Here is a 17299-nt window from a genome sequence, read left to right as displayed (position 1 = left end):
AAAGGCGCTTGTGCAGAGGATGCGCTTTCACGTTCGCTGCGTCGTTTCGGCGGTGGCCGACGCGATGAGAAAACTCATGGCATCGTCGTGGCCGACGCCTTCGTCGATGAGGATCTGCCCGACGATGGCGCAGATCACCATAGATACGCCGTTTAGGTTTCCCGACCAGTCGATGGAAGCTGGCGGATTGGTGAAGGTGCCGAACGCGGATGTGGGTGCGTACGCCTCGTAAAGTGCCGCTGTGGCGTGCGTGAACTGAGTGGCGGCTTGCCACGTATGGTAAAAACCGGCTGAATCTTTAGTCGCTCTGGAGAAATCCAGGACTCGGCTGGCAACGCCCTGGAGCTTCGTGTCGAGAGGGCCGAACTGGTCAAGGTCAATTCGCGCTGTCGCCTCTTCGATCTTGAGCTCTAAGCCCATGGACTCCAGATTCCGGGGGTGACTGTTCGCCTTTCGGCTCTCACCTTCAAACTGCGCACGCAGCCCCGCTGCGCGGTCGTCGAGGCCGAGGAGCCACATGAGACGAAGTGTGATCTCCATGACGGTTCGTGCGTTGGGGCCGGTCGCGCTTGTGCGCCCGTCACGCACCAATTCACCGATAGCTAGAATCTGGTCGTGGGCTGCGCGCATCCACCCAATAATCGCTTGCCCGACTGGCGTGACGTGAATGCTCCTGTAGTCAACACCCAGCACGCTGCGCGCCATTTGAATAATGTAATCGGGGCTTGCAGGGTCGATCGAGGTCTCTTCAGGCAGTTCCGGCATTCAAGAATTTCCTCTATATCGGCAGAGCGAAGGGGGTGGACAACACTTCTTCGGCGCGCGGGCGCAAGATCGGCGGGATAGGAAAGCATCCTGGGGTGGATCGAGCGCGAGGGCGGCAGCATCTACTCTTCCGCTCCCACCGCACGGGATGCGGTGCGACTTCTGCCGCTGTCTTTCTTCAAGAGACGCCCGCCGTTGGCTAATTCAGTGCACGTTGGCCGTCAGGGAGACGCTTCTTTTCGTTGAGTACTCTCATCTTGGTGAGGCTTTGGGTGAACTTTGCGACCTGTCTTTGTCGGGACGCGTCTGAAACGTACGTTCCTCGCCCCGATAGACAATGGCCAAAAAAGATGCGAAGCCGAGCTAAGTCCTCATCATGCATAACCTCGTATTTATACGCCGAAATGCCGATTGCAAGCATGAAAGTGTTGACAACCCAAAGATCGCCAAAGTCCTTAGCTGTGGTTACCCACTGCTCGGTCCAGCTCTTGCTCTTCGAAGCGTATGCAAACATCGCCGACGCGAAGCAGGAGAAGGGATCGGCGGAAATTTCAGGATCAGTCAGTGCACGCGCATTTGCGCGCTCCAGCTTCGTGGAGGCTAAGCAAGCAGAGATTCCCGAGAAAACAAGCAATGACGGAATCAAAAGCTCGAAGTACTCAGAGATCAATTCCAGCTGATCGCCTTCGTAACCATCGCTCTCGGCGGCCTTCAACGCTCCTTCGTTGAAGAGCTTGTCCACCTCGAATCGTTTGAGGAGGAAGCCCCATCGCTGCAGAATAAGGCGAAATAGGCGATCCTTAGCAGCCAGCTCTTGAATGTCATCAGAATCTCGCAGCGCACGTGAAGCTAGATCGAGTGTCCATGCAAGTCTGCTGGCTTCGCTCCACGCCTGAGGGTCGGTTAGGGGGAAGGGTAGACGATCATCGTCAGGCGAGGGATCGTACGCCAGTGACTTGGGCAAGACGATCGGCACAGGTCCGGAACCCTCACCACAGCCCTTCGCTGCTTCATCCCCGGCCCCACCTGCCTCAGCGGCTACTGGCGTTTGAACAGTTAGGTCGTCCTCGCCAGTCGCGTGCCCTTCTTCGTCGTCGTCACCGTCTCCCAGGAACTCAAATCTCTCGGTCTGAGAAAAGATCCGGCTGTCACCACCAGGTTCGGGGAATCCGCCGACAAGGGTTTCCGCCGCATTTAGAACCACCGTGCTGTTTCGAGTGAGAGCCGCGTAGTGGCGGATAATCGGGGCAAAGTAGAGCGGGTCTGCCAAGAGTTCATCGCGAAAAGCCTCGTCACGAATAGCAGCTTTCGCTGCAAACAGGTGTAGGTAACTGGATTGCTGAAACTTGATCTGGCTGTTCTGTCGTGACAGGAGTTTGAGTTGGCAAAACACATTGAGCGTTGCGCCGGCATCGTCAGGCCAATCTAAGCGGTCAAATATTCCAATGATCTCGGCCTCAACGATGGGAGCCGAAAGCGAACCCGCTCTCTCTCGCACGAAGAGCTTCGCAACGTCGGCCAAGACGGTTTCCCGATTCTGAACTCCGAGAGTCCAGCGTGGGTCCAGGAATGGCCCAGTTCTTCCGAGCAAGTAGCTGGCATACGCATCAAGGACGGAGGTTTCAGAAGAATTGGCGAGATTTATGCTCTCCTTTGCGACCAGCACAAGCAGCAATGTGATGGTAAACGGCGAACGTGGCAGGTGCTCGTTCCGCACGATCTGTAGTACGCGACTACACAACGTTGGCGATGCCATGGGAACGATAAGACTCGCGAGTGAAGCCACTTCATCAATACCCAGGCGTCCCAGATAGAGCGGTTGCACGAGTCGCGAAGTGCTTGATACTCCTTCCCATACTTCTGGCCCGTCAGATTCTCGACAACCGAGCACGACGAACTTAGCTGTGCAGTCGTTAATCTCCCTCAAGAAATTTTCATAGATCTTGTCGTTCCGCGGTCGGACGTTGTCGATTGCCAGGACGAACTCGGGCAGATCGTCACCGATGGTGTCGATGAGACGCGCATTGAGGGCCTCCTTTCGTATCGCCCTCGACAGTGGCGAACTTCCGGGCGTCAGCGAATTGAAATCGACGTAGATCGGGCCAGCGTGTGGCCTAGCAAGCACTGCTTCGTTTAGGAGCCAGCGAATCGTCGTAGAGACCCCCGAAAGCTCCCTGCCCGACAAAACGACAACTTGATCATCACGGGCAACGTCTGTGGGCTCCACTCTGCGGGATTCCATCGCCGCGGCTACTTCACCGTCAACTTGCTTTTCTTGAACGAATCGCTCATGAGGCGCCGTTAGCAGGACTGGTGGAACCAGGTACTTTGAAAGTGCGGCCCCGTCGTGAACCGCAACATTAGGGGTGTGCAACGCATCCGAGACAAGCTGTGAACGCAATCGTTCGACAGCGAATGACACCCGATCGCGCAACACCATTCCATGCTGGCGCGTTGTGGGAGCCATGGACTCAACGAAGCCGACGAGCGCGCCGTAGTCGTCACCATATGGAACGACTCGAATGTCGTCTGCTAGGTGAAGGGCGGTCAGCTCGTCAACTTCGGACGACAGGCACAACCGGAAGTGATCGCCGCGAGACTCCGAACTGATGTTCCGGTGATGAGCCAGCATCATCCCGAAGTTGGGATCGTCTAGGCCTTTGCCATAGCCGACGAATATGAAGGAGTGGGAATGGTAAAACGAATTAAGGTTTGCGACTGCCGCAGGAGACGAGACGATTCTCCCGTAGTCAAGTTCAGACAGGATCACGCTCTGGGGATTGTCCCAAATCCCGTGGAGATGAACTACTCGGTCCACTTGCTCGCCCCGAAACACCTGTCTTACGGTCTCTGAATCCTGCCACTGCGTCGCACCCCAGTTCAGTGCCTGCCCCATCAAATTGTCGTAGTTGGTCGTTGCAATCGGAAGGCCCAGTGCCTTCAGAGCAAGCGCGAGACCTATTGGTCCAGCCAATGGCAAAGAGCCGACTGAGTCCCGCAGCCAATCCGCGAATGCTTGGTCAGAAGAGTCCCGAATCGTCTTGGATAGCCACGAGGCAACTCCCAAGAGTTGTTGTGGGCTGTCGCTTGCCAATGCATGGTCAAGCATCATCTGTTGGAGCGCGACGGTTTCGCCATCGGCGATCGCGGTTGACTCCGCATGCCCGAGGCCATCACGAAGCAATCCGACCCAGTCTGCAAGTGGGGCATTCCCCGAGAGAGCCTTGCTAATGCCTGTTCCTAGGACCACAATCGCTCGACCGGTCTCGATCTCTTGGCGCAGCCTTTCCGCGTAATCCACTTTTCCCCCTATATCGATGTGAAATGCAACCCACGTGTGGCGGCCATAGATCACCGAAATGCCTATTAAGGCTGGAGCCTATAGGCGCCCTGAGTCGATCGCATAATCAGTGCTTACCCCCATAACCGGGGGTTATGGCAGCTCTCAGCCTGGCACGATGCTTGCGGGATTTAACTGAATGGAATCGCCCAGAAAATCCATAAACGCGAGTGGTGTCAGTGACTTGTTGCTTGCGACCTAGGCCAGCTGTCGGGTCTCGAGTACTTAGATGCCACCTCTTCTCCGGAGTGGCTTTTTAGGTTGCCCGGGGAATGACTCGCTTTGCAGCCGGCGGGAAGTCGATGCGACATTGCTCTATGAGTTCTGAATAACCAATCGCTCGGCGGCCACGATCGATCGCCAGTTTGTAAACTCTGCACCCCAATCAGCGTCTTCTTCATCGCGTCGATACGCTGCAATCGTGGCCGATTGCACTCCACGCCTAATCAGCCCTGGGTCGCCAACTAGTGCAAGTGCGGTCCGCGAATAGCGTGGCAGCCTCGTTGGGCCGCAAAGGAGATCCGCCGCATAACGCTCAAGGTGAATGGTGGCTCGATAAGCGGTCTCAGCGTCAGCGCGTGTCGGGCGCACGCCCGCGTGAATGAGTCGATTTCGGACATTCGCGGTCAGTTCCAACCAGGCGCCTGGAGGAGTAGTTGCATCCATACAGTTCCAGATCCCTCCCAGACGCTGGGCATACTGAGACCGGACTCGCCTTGCAATACTCGTCGTGAAGAGGCGGGCTGCTGCTTCCGCTGTTGAGCCTTCTTCCCACAAGAGATGAAGCAGCAGAGTGTCAAGGAACACTTCTGCGGCCGTCGCTGAAGCGAGCGTGGACGACCTTGAATCTCCTCGCAGGCGCAAGGCTGCCGCAGACTCTCGCCGTAGGTCCGCGTAGGTGGCAAACGGCGTGTCGGGCGCCTCGAAGGCGAATCGGAAAGCGGCGTTCTGTTGCTCCGTCAGTGGCTCTGGCAGAGCCAGGGCAGAGATGCCGACGGAATTGGCGAGAAATATGCCGACTGCACCAGGCCAGCCATCACTACGATCCGTGACGATGCGGGTGGTAGTCGGGACCATTGGCGGTAGTAATTCACGAGTCAACAACTCGATGGGGTGCTGGGTCGCTAGCGCGTATGCCCGCTGTAAGTCCTGAATGCCTGCGAGTCCAAGGTCGAACGCGTCGGAAATGGCGTTTTCAGTCAGGTCGACGTTGCGGGGAAACTCTACGGCTAGCTCCAACACCGTGACGACTTCCGTGGTCTCCAGACGGTTCCGTCGCTCCTCGTCTCTCTGAATCGTGGGCGGTTGCAGTACTTTCATTGCGTCGAAAAGGTCGTCCATGGTCGCAGCAATGCGACTCGACCATTTGAACTGTTTGACCATAATCGAGACCGATTGGATGCGGGCATAGGCAGGAACGGCCAGCGCGATCGCGGTAAGTTCCGGCCATGCAACAGGCTCGGGTAGCGGCAAGTACCAATACACGACTGGAATGGTCATGGTTTGAGTCTCACATGCTGGCTCAGGTAGGGCGAACGCCGAAGGTATGGTCGATCTCGGACGAGAAAATGCGAGACATAGCAGGTGCGCATGGCCTCAGATCGAGACCGCTCCGCCTGACCCGGGGCAGGCGATATACCCCAGTAAGTTCGTCAAGAAAACGTCCTCAGCGGCATGAGTCGTTCGTGCCGGGGCTTGAGGTCCATTAGACCATCGCGCCGCGGCTGGAGGAAGTGATCAGCGACGCCCTGCCGGGTGTCACTAGAAGACACCGAAGCTCACAGTGAGCACCGAGCGAAAACAATCCGCCCTTGAAGCAACCGGAATGGCACGAGTCGTACCCTGAACTTCAAGTTCGAAGCGGACAAAGCGTTCGTAGCTTTCACTGGTTCAGCGCCTCAGCTGTATCGACACATTGACCAGCGCGGCTCCCGAAGTACAGCTTGCCTATATCGAAAGTCGTACCTGACCGCTTGAAGCACTTGAAGTATGAATTGCCACGCCTCTTGCAGATCGAGGCGGCACACCTCCTAAGGGACAGGGGAGGTGCGCCGGTGACGGTGTCGATGCGGGTGATGAGCGCCGGCGACGGCTACAAGTACCTGCTGCGCACCGTCGCTGTCGGCGACGGGCAGCGATCGCTGTCCACGCCGTTGACCCGCTACTACAGCGCGAAGGGCACGCCGCCGGGTCGATGGATGGGAAGCGGTCTGCCGGGTCTCGACTCGGGTCGCATCCTTGAGGGCGCCGAGGTCACGGAGGCCCAGCTCCAGAACCTGATCGGGTTGGGGCGAGACCCGGTCCATGGGGCACCGCTCGGTCGCGCATATCCCGACTACCAGAGGCCAGCTGATCCTGCACCGCCTGGCAGCGCTCAGGAGACCGTTACCCGGCGGCGTGCGGTTGCCGGGTACGACTTCACGTTCTCGATTCCGAAGTCGGCGAGCATCCTCTGGGGCGTGGCTGACGCAGCCACCCAGGCACGGATTGTGGAGGCGCATCATGCCGCGGTTTCCGAGATCGTAGCATACATGGAGCGCGAGGTCGCGGCGACAAGGACAGGAACCACCGCGTACGACGGAGCCGTGGCGCAAGTTGATGTGACGGGCCTGATCGCCACCGCGTTCGACCACTTCGACAGCCGAGCCGGCGACCCGCACCTGCATACGCACGTGGTGATCAGCAACAAGGTGCAAACCGTGCTGGATGGCAAGTGGCGCTCGCTCGACGGCCGGCCCATGCACGCCGCCGTAGTTGCCCTGTCAGAACTACACGAGTCCTTGTTCGCGGACGCTCTGAGGCGATCGCTGGGTGTGCGGTGGGAGATGCGGGAGCGGGGGAGGGATCGCCACCCCGCCTTATCGATCAGTTCAGTTGCTGAGGCGCTTGTCGCAGAGTTCTCGTCGCGGTCTAGGCACATCGACATCGCGACCGACGCGTTGATCAACGCGTACCTGGACCGGCACGGCCACCGGCCAGGACCGGTGACCATCATGAAGCTACGCGCGCAGGCGACGCTCTCCACGCGGCCCGCGAAGGAGGTGCGCTCGCTTGCCGAGCTCACCGCGGCCTGGCGCGAACGAGCCGAGCGAGTGCTAGGCGAGGACGCGACGACCTGGGCATCCACGGCAGGCACAACCTCCGTGGCGCCCGTGTTGCGGGCCGAGGACATGGCGCGGGAGGCGATCGATGAGATCGGGACGAGAGTGATGATGGCGGTGAGCGAGAAGCGAGCGACCTGGAGGCATTGGAATCTCGCCGCCGAGGCAGCACGCCAGCTGGCGCAGCTGCGATTCGCCTCGTCGGCAGAACGTGAAACCGTCATTGACCTCGTCGTGGATGCCGCCGAGCGGGCCTCGTTGCGGATCACTCCACCCGAGCTCGCGCCAAGCCCTGCTTCGTTCCTGCGAGCCGACGGCACGTCCGTCTTCCGGCCGAAGCATGCCACCGTTTTCACCTCGACGGCACTGCTTGACGCCGAGGTTCGGCTGTTGGAGCGCGCCGCGGACACGACCGGGCCCCGAATCGCCCCGGCGATGCTTCATGCAATTTCGCTGACGCGCCATCCGGGTGGCGTCGTGCTTGCCGACGACCAGGTCGCCGCGCTCAGCGCGATCGCCGGCTCTGGGCGAGCCGTTGATGTCCTGGTGGGTCCGGCCGGTGCAGGCAAGACGACCGCGATGAGCGCGCTTCGGCACGCGTGGGAGGCAGCGCACCATACGGGCTCGGTGGTGGGGCTCGCTCCCTCGGCCGCCGCGGCTCAAGTATTGGCAGAAGATCTCGGTATCCCCACCGAGAACCTGGCGAAGTGGTGGCAGAACCATCTCGACCACGGAGAGACCTTCCACGCCGGCCAGCTCGTCATCGTCGACGAAGCGTCCTTGGCGGGCACTCTGTCCTTGGATCGGATTACCGCGGTTGCCGCGAGCGCCGGTGCCAAGGTTCTGCTGGTTGGCGACTACGCGCAGCTTCACTCGGTGGACGCCGGAGGCGCATTCTCAATGCTGGTCCACAACAGGGCGGATGCCCCCGAGCTCGTCGACGTGCACCGCTTCACACACGAGTGGGAGAAGTCAGCCTCCCTCGGACTGCGCAAGGGCGACCAGAACTCGATCAACCGCTACATCGCGCACGACAGAGTAAGCGGCGGTGACACCGAGTCGATGACGGATGCCGCCTACACGGCCTGGCGTGCCGACACCCGAGCCGGCAGGACGACCGTCCTGATCAGCGATTCGAACGAGGTGGTCGCCTCTCTGAACGCGCGCGCCCGCACAGAACTCATCCTCGAGGGTCGCATCGACGCGGTTCGCGAAGTCGCCCTCCACGACGGCAACCGTGCGGCCGTCGGTGACACTGTGATCACCCGCCGAAACGACCGGCAGCTTCGCACCTCCCGAACCTGGGCGCGCAACGGAGACCGTTGGACCGTGACCGAGGTGCGCCGGAACGGCTCAGTCGACGTCCACCGGCACGGCCGCCGGTGGGGGAGCGCAGTGCGGCTTCCCGCGGACTACGTCAAGCACCACCTAGAACTCGGCTACGCCGTAACTTCGCACCGCGCGCAAGGCATCACGACCGACACCGCTCACGTCGTCGCAACCGCTGGCATCACAAGGGAAAACCTCTATGTCGCGATGACGCGAGGTCGCGAGGCGAACAGCGCCTACGTCGCGGTCGACCTACCCGATTCGACCCACGTTGGGCCGCGATCGGGCGACGAGGCCGCGACGGCTCGCAGCGTCCTTTACAGCGTTCTGAAGCACGTCGGCGCCGAACCGTCAGCGCACGAGACGATCGCGGCGCAGCAGGATGCCTGGGGGTCGGTAGCGCAACTTGCGGCGGAGTACGAGACCATCGCGGCGGCCGCGCAGCACGACCGATGGGCGGCATTGGTACGCGACAGCGGGCTCTCACCCGGCCAGGCCGAGGAGGCTATCAAGTCGTCTGCATTCGGGGTCCTGACGGCGGAACTCCGGCGAGCTGAAGCACACCATCTCGACGTTGAGAGCCTGTTCACTCGCGCGGGTGCAGCACGCGGGCTAGAAAATGCTGATGATGTCTCGGCCGTTCTGTGCTCCCGGATAACGACGGCGGCCGCGCGCTACACCCGCGCGACTCGAGCGCGCAGGACGCCGCATCTAATCGTGGGGCTCATCCCGAGGGCAATCGGACCGATGGCCGTGGAGATGCGCCAGGCTCTCGATGCGCGCAGCGATCTGATCGAAGCGCGAGCGAACGCTGTACTCGACGACGCATTGCTCGGAGGCGCCATGTGGATTCGGGAACTCGGGGCCGTCCCACGACGACAGGATGCAGCCAGTTGGCGACAGCAGGCCTGCACGGTGGCGGCATACCGAGACCGATATGCCATAGTCGGCACGAGAGCCCTCGGCACCGCCCCGCGTACAGAGACCCAACGACGCGATGCCGCTCGTGCTCGTGGCGCGCTGGAGGCCGCCAAACGGATCGCGGAGGAACGGGACGCTTTTGTGACACTGCGCCCGGTTCGCGCAACGGGTCATTCAGCTGTGCGCGTCCGCATGTGATGCCAGTGCCTCCGGTGCCGGTGGGAACTGAAGTCTGCTACGTTCCGAAACCCCTTAGCGTCACGACGATCTAGAGAGCGAAGGCTTCGAATTCCTCGAGCAACCCATTTCTTCGTACAGGTGGCGCCCAGCCGGACCGAATGCCCCACTCACCATCCATCTCTCGCCCCTGGCGAGCCCGTGCTCTTATTCCTCGCCAGCGTGACGGTGCAACTGACCAGAGTCGAGTCGGTCCTGCCAGGTGTCAAGAATAAACTCGGCAACGGTGACGGTGGCGTTGAGCGCCAACCGGGCATGCCGTGCCAAGGCGGCGGTTCGCTCAGACTTGCCGTGATCAATACCGAGCTCGTTGCGCAGCTCGGCCAGCGTACCTACGGTGGTCACAAGAGTCCGCAAGATCTTCTGCGACGCCTCGCTTCCGCGGACGGAAGCTGGAACCGACTCCGCGCTCAGTGAAAGAAGGTCAGCGACCTTTCTATAAAGTTGCGGCACGTCATCGGCTCGAGGGTAGTCGACAGAACTCTGGTCCAAGACGATCTTGAAAAGGCTCTCCAACAGGCTCTTGCACGCAGAAATCGTGGCAGCGGGATCGGTAACAAGCCCGTCTCGTATGCGGGTGAGATGCTGCTGAAGCACAACTGGATCAGTTAATGGCCGCTCGTGAAGCCGAAGCTCGGGCGAGGAACCGTGGAAAGCGTCAGTTCGCTTCCAGCCATACACGGCATGCCCGCTGATCCAGTCCTTCGCATACAACGCGAACCCGTCAATCTGCAACATCCCGTTGAACTCGGTGAGGAGTTCGGACACCTCGGCTTCATCGGGGCGAACGATGGGATGAAGCATCTCTGCGAGCAACCTGAGGAACTCGTCATCGTCGGAATGCAGGACATTGAACCGTGAGTCATTGAAGACCCAGCCGTCGCCCCAGTCATAGTTGCGAACTTGGTGCTGATAGATGTCGTCAAAAGCGTTCGAGTACCTTGAATCTGTGCTCGGCATGTTCTTAAGGTCGTAGATACGGGACAAAAAGTCAGGCTCGTCGAGATTGCCGGCCCAGGGCACCGTCGACAGCGCGATCGAGTCAGTCACCCTTCGACGAGTGACCGCGGAAATGCGATGCCGAGACGCTGTCATAGGACAGATGGTAGGGGGCAACTCGTCGTTTGAACGAATTCAACTCAGGCCGGGCGTCAGACCAGCGACTACAGCCGGGGAGCGCCGCCGGCGGTAGATCCAAGCTGTGGCGCTCATGAAGCGTCTCTACAAGGTCGTCGGCGTTCGCCCGAGGCCCCGACAGTATCTCCACGTCGAGCCCAACCGATCTGTGGCGGACTGGCAAGCGACAAAGCAACAGCTAGAGCGCCGACCTGGCCACAGATGCTCAATGCCGAACTGTCGCAGGCTAACATCGCGCCCTACCGGTGGAGCCAATGGCGGTTTTTCGCGAGCAGGAGTCGCAACGCACATTACGGCTGCCAGCCCTAAGGGCCCCGGTACGACTCGTCCTTGTCACGCCTCGAGCGGCAGTCGGCAGAAACGGCATCTGGCTTTGCGCTGTTTGTTCTCGAGTAATTGACGATGACGCGCCCTCCTACCCCGCTCTGGCTCTTCATTCCATGAGAGAACGAGCAGAGAGGTACGCACTCAAGGAGCACTCAAGTGTCGACGAAATTTCGATGGCTATTGCCTGCATCGACGAGGCCGTCAAGATACTCGGTGCTCCCAGTGATGAGGTGGACCGACCTGGTCTTATCGTTTCCAAAGCGGCGTGGGTGGAGTATGCGATGTTGGCCAACTCGGGAGCCAATGCCGCCGAGTTGGGCGATTGGAGGCAATGTGAAAGTGCAAGGCAGCAAGATCAGCACTATGAAGCCATCGCTCGAATGCGCGATCTCGTGAACGTCCCACTTCAGCGAGCTGCCTGGCGCGCCGGCGAGATCTTGGATCATGAATCCATAAACATGACGGTTCTTCGTCAGGTGATGGTGATGAGTTTTATGGAGGGATTCGCACGCCTGGACCTGTTTGCAGCACTGGATGTAGTTCGGGCCGAACTCGAATACTCATGATTGGTCAATGACTGGTTTCCAGCGAATCAATGGGCCGCAAACGCCACGCTGCCCAGCTTTCGCGCGTTAACGGTGATCAACCATCAAAAGCTGTATGAATCAGCGACGCGAGGGCGAGCTGATCGTGCCAAGGTGTCGCGATGCCGTGCGCATGCCCTCTAGGTGACAGAAAGCCCTGCTTCATCGGCTCTTGACTTAGAACAAAACACCAGCACGGGCCGCCCAAGCAGTCCGCCGGCCTCGACGAGTCGATGGGCTTCGGCGAACTGTTCAAGCGGGTAGGCCCCGCGACGCGGAGCGTGAAGCCACCCGTAGACGAAGACGGGGAACCAGCTCACACCCCGGTCGGTGTCGCCGGTGAACTCCCTGAAGGTCGCGATCAGACGTGAACTTATGACCAGCGTCCCGGTAGCACCGCCCTCGCCACCAAGCTCCGATAAGCAGGGATAGGGCTTTTCATGCAGCCAGACACGAGGGGTATTGCGTAGGGGAGGATGAAGCGCGAGCATCGGTCGGATTAGGACCCGAATGGCTACCCGTCTGGTTCCAGGCCTTGGTCGGGAGTCGATCGTCGGTTCGATAGGCGAAAATCAGAGCATGGCTCTCGATATCGACTATTCCCGCTCTCTCCGCACGAGCGATCAACTTGCAGGCTTGATCAGGGCCGTCGTCTTGGCTGCACCTGTGGATGAGAGCAGGGCCCTGGAATGGAAGAAGGGATACTCAGATCTGACCTCCGCGGAGGCCTCGTTCGCGATCGGTCGCGCGATTCTCGGCTTCGCCAACAGGATGCCCGGAGTGGCTGCTACGCAGTTCGAGGGTGCCGCATACGTTGTGATCGGGGCCGAGCCCGGACTCCTGTTAGGACAGAGCGTGCCGGACTCGGCGAACGTGGTGAATGCGATTGGCCGGTACTGCGGGCAAGGGTTTCCCCTCTGGGACGGCCGAGCCGTATCAGTCGATGGGACGACTGTCTTTATCGTGACTGTGGAACCGCCCCGCGCAGGAGACCGTATTGCCCTCCTCCAAAAGGACTTCCAACCAGCAAAGGGATCATTGGTTAAGGCCGGAACCGTGTTCGTGCGCCAGCCTGGCGCGACAGAGCGAGCGACGAAGGAAGAGTTGGAATCGCTTCAGGACCGCCTTCTTGACGGATCGCGGCGCGACGCTCATTACAGCGAAATTCGGGCGACAATCGACTCGATAATTGGAGCTGCTCGGCGCTGGGCTGACACGATGCTGGGCATGCTCTCGGCGACCAGCCGTCGCAGAAGCGCCTGGAGCGAACAGGATTTGGCTGAATGGGTGGATACGGACAGCGGCGTCGAGCAAGGAGCGCAACTTCAGCTCTTCCACGCGAGCGTTCGGAGAATTCGGCTCTTAACGACCGAGTCCGGAATTCTCGCAGCGGTCGGACATGTCGAGCAGTTCGTGTCGCACGAGCGGGATGCCTGGAGCCTCATCGCAGGCAAAGTGCCATTTACGGACGCCAATCAGACAAAGGCAGCCGCGCAAATCTTCGAGGTTCGCGGGGCCGCTGAGACGCTTGAGGAAGTAGCGGTTGCTTTTCTGGCGCGGTAATTGCACCGCAGAGCACGCGTTTTCAACACCCACTGCCGGATCCTCGAGATGGCGCCTTCCACATTGAGAACGATCAGCACCGCGGGGAGAGCTTGAGTCGCCGGTTGTTATCCTGGGCTTCAGACCAAAGTTGAACGTCGGCTTGTAGCGGCCGACGAGCGTATTCGGGGCCGGGGGATTAAGGTCCCAAGACACGACACGACAGGGCCCCGCGGACCAAGTCGGCGAGCTCTGTCTGGGGGCCCGACCATACTGGCACTGTGACTGCACACAACGAAGCTGATCTGGACATGACCGAGGACGCGCCTCAACCTACCGAGGTGCCGGCGCCATCAGTGATCCTTCGTACTCTCGCGCCCCAGTACGAGGCACTGCACCACGCGGGTTATCTACGCCACCTTGAAGATGCGATTAAGGAGCCCAGGAATCGCAACATTGCGCTCACGGGCCGATACGGTTCGGGGAAATCGAGCGTGCTCGATCAGTTCGAACTCGCGCACAAGGCGGATACCCTTCGAATCAGCATCAATACGCTCGGCCCGGACGAGGACGATGAAGACCTCACCAATCGGATCCAAAAGGAGTTGGTCAAACAGCTCGTCTATCGTGCGGAACCGGGAAAGCTCCGCCGTTCGCGGTTTGCGCGAAGCAAACCGCTGACCCGTCGGCGCGCGTTTCTTGAAGCGCTCGGGATCACAACCGGCGGTCTATTACTGCTCTGGTTGATAGGCCTACGGCCCGGGAGCAACTGGTTCGGTGGCACCGACCAGCCGCTCTTGACGTTGTCACTGGGTGCAGTGTTCGTTGCCCTCATCGTGGCGGTTGTGTGGCTAGCGCGGCTAATCATCGGCGACCGCATCGTCTCCCAGGTCACAACAGCCGGAACAACGATCACCCTCGGCGACAAGCCGACCACATACTTCGACGGCTTTCTCGACGAAATCGTAACCTTCTTCGACGCCGTCGAGCCGAAATACGTGATCTTCGAAGACCTCGATCGCTTCGATGATCCGCAGATCTTTGACTCCCTCCGCGAACTCAACACGTTGATAAACGCGTCCTCTCAATGGATTGGTAACGCGGAGCCGCTTCGGTTCATCTACGCCATTAAGGACAGCCTCTTCGAAAGAATCGGCACAGATCTCGACGAGATTGACAAAGAGTCGGGCGACAAATCGCCGAAGTCGCCTCCCGCTAACTCGGGCCGCAAGATCGATATGGCTACTGCGGCCGTGGAACGCGCGAACAGGACAAAGTTCTTTGAACTGGTAATACCCGTCGTGTCGTTCATCTCACATCGCAACGCTCGAGACCTCCTTGCAGGAGCGCTGACCAAGCTCCACCTGCCCGACGATCTTGTCACCCGACCCTTACTCGATCTCGTCGCGCGCCACACGACCGACATGAGGCTGCTGATCAACATCTGCAACGAGTTCGCGGTGTACGCCGAGCAGCTCTACTGGACTGACAATCGCGCGCCGGGACTGACTCCGGACGATCTGTTCGCGTTGGTGTCTTACAAGAACTTCCACCTCGCGGACTTCGAGTCCATTCCGCAGCGCGCGAGTGCCTTGGACACTCTCGAGGACCGCCATAGAGAGCTCGTTCGGTCGACCATTGAAGATCTCCAAAGGAAGCGCCGAGAGCTGGTCCAGACCGAAGAGATGCGCCGCCTCCAGGGCGAAACTGCAGTGGCTCTCGGGGAACTGTTGGTCACGTTAAAGGGCCTGGTTTCGATGCGATCCACGTATGGCTATGCGGGAATCGAAGTCGACGGAGATGCTTATACATTCGATGACGCAAGCACCCCGAGGTTTTGGCTGCGCGTCTCAGAAGCAGGCACGCTAACGTTGGCGCCCGCCCGGCCGCAGTACGAGAATAGCCCCGTGATCATCGGGGCGGCGGAGCTGGCAACCCTATTCCCCGGCAGCATCGACGGCGAGACATGGCGCGACTCGACACCGGCCGAATTAGCCCATCAAGCACAGCAGTATGACCACGACATCGCGTCACTGCGTGGTGCAGACTTCGAAAACCTCGCCCAGTACGAAGTACCTCCGGGCAAGACACAATTCAACGACACGATTACTAGCACGCTCGATTCCGAACTTGCACGAGATCTCGTGCGTCGCGGATTTCTGACCCGGAATTATTCGGAGTATTCAGCGCGGTTCTACGGGAGCTTCATTGGTGTGGACGTCGCCTTCTTCTACAACCACAGTGTCCAACCAAACCAAATGTACGTCGACTACGTGTTCAAGACGAAGAACGCAATCACGAACCTACTTGAGCAGGTGCCAGACGACTTCACGAGCTCTGTTAGCGCGCTCAACCTCGAGGTCATTGCACACCTCTTGATCAACAAGCTGGACCTAGCGAAGGCAGTTGTCACATTCATCTCGGCCCACTACAGCAAGGACGTGCAGGTCTTCCTCGATGCGGCGATGAATGCCCCCACGTTCCCACGTGAAGAGCTCATCGAGGTGCTTGCAGCCCATCCCTGGAAGCAACTGTTCAAGTACATCGCCGGCCACACCGGTATTCCTGACGAGGACACCAGACTCCGCTTGCTGGATTCAGCCCTCCTGAGTAGCGAAACCATTGACGCCTACGACTTCACCGCGGAGGTGCGCTCACTCCTCGCAAGCGGGTACTCGAGACTCAGCGCGTTTCGCGAACCTCAAACTGATGCGCGCTCGGTGACAATCATCGGCTTCGCACGGGCTGCCGGGATCGTTGTCGCAGACCTGACCGTTCTTGGAATACCCCTTCGGAAGCGCATCGTCAACGCTGAAATGTACGAACTCTCCAAAACCAACCTGCAGACCGCGCTCGAGATCTCGACAACACCGACCATCGACGAACTCCGAAAGCATGACGCGGTTTGGCGTTACTGCAAAGGGAACCTGGGCGCATACCTCGACGCGATGCTTGTAAATGATGCTGGTGCAATCGTCGTGATGTCGGAATCTGTCCTCGCGACTGTCATCGCAGAGCAACACGCCACCTGGACCGATGAGCAACTTGCCGCGGTAATTGCGGCGAGCTCCCCTGAAGCGGAACTGGCAGATTTCTCGGCAATCCCTCGCGAGGTTTGGCCGCTCATCGTTACAGGCCACAGGGTCGTCCCGACTGCCACCAATTTGAAGGAATACGTTGGTGCACACGGCGTCGATGAAAGCCTTGCTCAGTACCTTGTCAAGGACGGAACCCCCATTGACCTGCAAGGAGTGTCCGAGGTTGATGACGATGACCGGGTCGCTCTCGCCGTTCTACTTCTCAACGCCAGCGCGCTTCTCACAGCAACCGAGCGCGTCGCCCTCGCCGTTCAGCTTGAACTACCAGACGGTGTCGAGGCGGTCAAACTGGTTCCCGCCGGTGACGACCTGCTGGCATGCACTTTAGGAGCAGGCATAGTCCCCGACGAGTACGCGTCCTTCGCGCATTTCGCGACAGGCGGTTGGCCCTCAGTCGCAGATGCATTCGCCGTGTCGAAGAACGCGGAAATGTTCATCACCCCAGCGCTCGTGTCAGGGTATGTCGCAGAACTGATTCAAAGCGATGATGTCCCTGTAAGCATCCGCAACAAATTGGCAGTGGACGTCGCTGCGTTCGTCCCCGATGACCAAGTCGAGCCGCTCCGTGCGATAGGCATCTACGCCGCCGAGAAGCGGATCAGGATTTCACACGAGCAGGTATCCCGAATCGCGAGAGTCACCATGGACGCTAGCGCCGTGCTCCCACATCTAGTTCGAGATCGAGACCTCAGCCCTGATCAGTTGATCGAGACGATGGCATTCCTGGACGCGCCATATAACGCTCTAACCAGCGGTCCGGGAGTGGAGTTCAACCTGCCAACCGGCTCGTCTGCCAAAACACTCCTGGAGCGGCTAGAGACGGCCGGGCGTTTGGAGATTTTCAACCGCGGATGGGGAGCTGGAAAGGGTGTACGCAACCGGATCTAAGACCGGGAACACTCCAGTCAACGGCGGAAC

At 59.7% G+C, this 17299-nt stretch carries 8 protein-coding genes; 4 read left to right on the top strand and 4 right to left on the bottom strand.

Annotation, left to right across the window (positions count from 1 at the left end):
• Positions 1 to 27: 27 nt before the first annotated feature.
• From C3B61_RS13275 to C3B61_RS19485, 3 genes are all read right to left on the bottom strand, one after another.
• The gene (locus C3B61_RS13275; protein ID WP_103461123.1) at positions 28 to 765 is read right to left on the bottom strand and encodes a hypothetical protein; all 738 of its coding nucleotides are present in this window, start codon (positions 763 to 765) and stop codon (positions 28 to 30) included.
• A 199-nt stretch (positions 766 to 964) separates the two neighbouring features.
• Positions 965 to 4066, bottom strand: a complete 3102-nt coding sequence (locus C3B61_RS13270) for an SIR2 family NAD-dependent protein deacylase (RefSeq protein ID WP_133160297.1) — start codon at positions 4064 to 4066, stop codon at positions 965 to 967.
• Between the two features lie 354 nt (positions 4067 to 4420).
• Positions 4421 to 5605, bottom strand: a complete 1185-nt coding sequence (locus C3B61_RS19485) for a hypothetical protein (RefSeq protein WP_133160296.1) — start codon at positions 5603 to 5605, stop codon at positions 4421 to 4423.
• A gap of 566 nt (positions 5606 to 6171) precedes the next feature.
• Here C3B61_RS19485 and mobF point away from each other — a divergent pair.
• On the top strand, positions 6172 to 9654 hold the full coding sequence (gene mobF / locus C3B61_RS13265; RefSeq protein WP_103461152.1) for a MobF family relaxase: 3483 nt from the start codon (positions 6172 to 6174) through the stop codon (positions 9652 to 9654).
• A gap of 186 nt (positions 9655 to 9840) precedes the next feature.
• Here the strand turns inward: mobF and C3B61_RS13260 are convergent, their stop codons facing one another.
• On the bottom strand, positions 9841 to 10788 hold the full coding sequence (locus C3B61_RS13260; RefSeq protein ID WP_103461121.1) for an abortive infection family protein: 948 nt from the start codon (positions 10786 to 10788) through the stop codon (positions 9841 to 9843).
• 542 nt (positions 10789 to 11330) lie between these two features.
• On the opposite strand from C3B61_RS13260, the gene C3B61_RS13255 reads away from it, so the two are divergent.
• The 3 genes from C3B61_RS13255 (at position 11331) to C3B61_RS13245 (ending at position 17269) form a co-directional block, all read left to right on the top strand.
• The gene (locus tag C3B61_RS13255) at positions 11331 to 11723 is read left to right on the top strand and encodes a hypothetical protein (protein WP_103461120.1); all 393 of its coding nucleotides are present in this window, start codon (positions 11331 to 11333) and stop codon (positions 11721 to 11723) included.
• 597 nt (positions 11724 to 12320) lie between these two features.
• Positions 12321 to 13304, top strand: coding sequence for a hypothetical protein (locus C3B61_RS13250; RefSeq protein WP_103461119.1), 984 nt, complete (start codon positions 12321 to 12323; stop codon positions 13302 to 13304).
• Positions 13305 to 13564: 260 nt separating this feature from the next.
• Positions 13565 to 17269 (top strand): YobI family P-loop NTPase, encoded by a 3705-nt coding sequence (locus tag C3B61_RS13245; protein ID WP_133160295.1) that lies wholly within the window; start codon positions 13565 to 13567, stop codon positions 17267 to 17269.
• Positions 17270 to 17299 lie beyond the last annotated feature (30 nt).

The organism is Cryobacterium zongtaii (genome assembly GCF_002909375.1).
In the GTDB taxonomy this organism is placed as follows: Bacteria; Actinomycetota; Actinomycetes; order Actinomycetales; family Microbacteriaceae; genus Cryobacterium; species Cryobacterium zongtaii.
Note: the sequence above shows the minus strand (reverse complement) of the source record. Positions and strands in the feature narration are given on the sequence as shown.